This window comes from Nonomuraea aridisoli (genome assembly GCF_003236395.1).
Classification (GTDB): Bacteria; Actinomycetota; Actinomycetes; order Streptosporangiales; family Streptosporangiaceae; genus Nonomuraea; species Nonomuraea aridisoli.
Window position 1 is genome coordinate 1 of sequence record NZ_POUD01000623.1, and the last position, 700, is coordinate 700.

The following is a 700-nucleotide window of genomic DNA, read 5'->3' on the forward strand; positions in this document are numbered from 1 at the left end:
TATAAGAGACAGCCAGCCCTCCACCACCCAGACGCTCCCAGAACCGAACACACAGGGAGAAACCGCAACAACCACCCACCCGGAAGCCCTCCAGGACGCTGAAGGGTCAGCCGCACGGGACGCTCAAGGGGAAGCCGGACATGAGGTGGTACCGCTGCAGAGCCGCTACACCGAGGCTCGCGACACCCTGAGGGCGTGGCTGGACTCCGGCGTCCTCGCGCCCGACCCCGAGCCGGCCCTCTACGTATACGAACAGAGCGGCCCCGGCGTCCTGCAACGCGGCCTGATCGGAGACGTCGGCCTGGTGGACCCGGGCGAGCACATCATCCTCCCCCACGAGGACGTCGTCCCCGGCCCCATCGCGGACCGGCTCGCCCTGATGAGCACCACCCAGGCCAACCTCGAACCCATCTTCCTCCTCTATGAGGGCCGCGACGGCACCGCCACCCGACTGGTGGACGAGGTGGCCTCCACGCGCGCCCCTCTCGTGTCGGCCCTCACCGAAGACGGCCTCACGCACCGCCTCTGGGCGATCACCGACCCGGCCGAGATCGCCGCGATCAACGCCGACCTGCACGACCGCCAGGCCCTGATCGCCGACGGCCACCACAGGTACGCGACGTACCGCGTCCTCCAACGCCAGGAACGCGCCACCCGCGCCCTCTCACAGCCACCCGCCGACTCCCCGACCACCCAGCCC

Annotated in this window: 1 protein-coding gene; it reads left to right on the forward strand. The window is 70.0% G+C overall.

Going from position 1 to position 700, the window contains the following annotated elements; genetic code table 11:
• Nucleotides 1-145: 145 nt before the first annotated feature.
• The coding region (locus tag C1J01_RS48450; RefSeq protein WP_235855174.1) for a DUF1015 domain-containing protein at nt 146-700 on the forward strand (555 nt) is incomplete at its 3' end.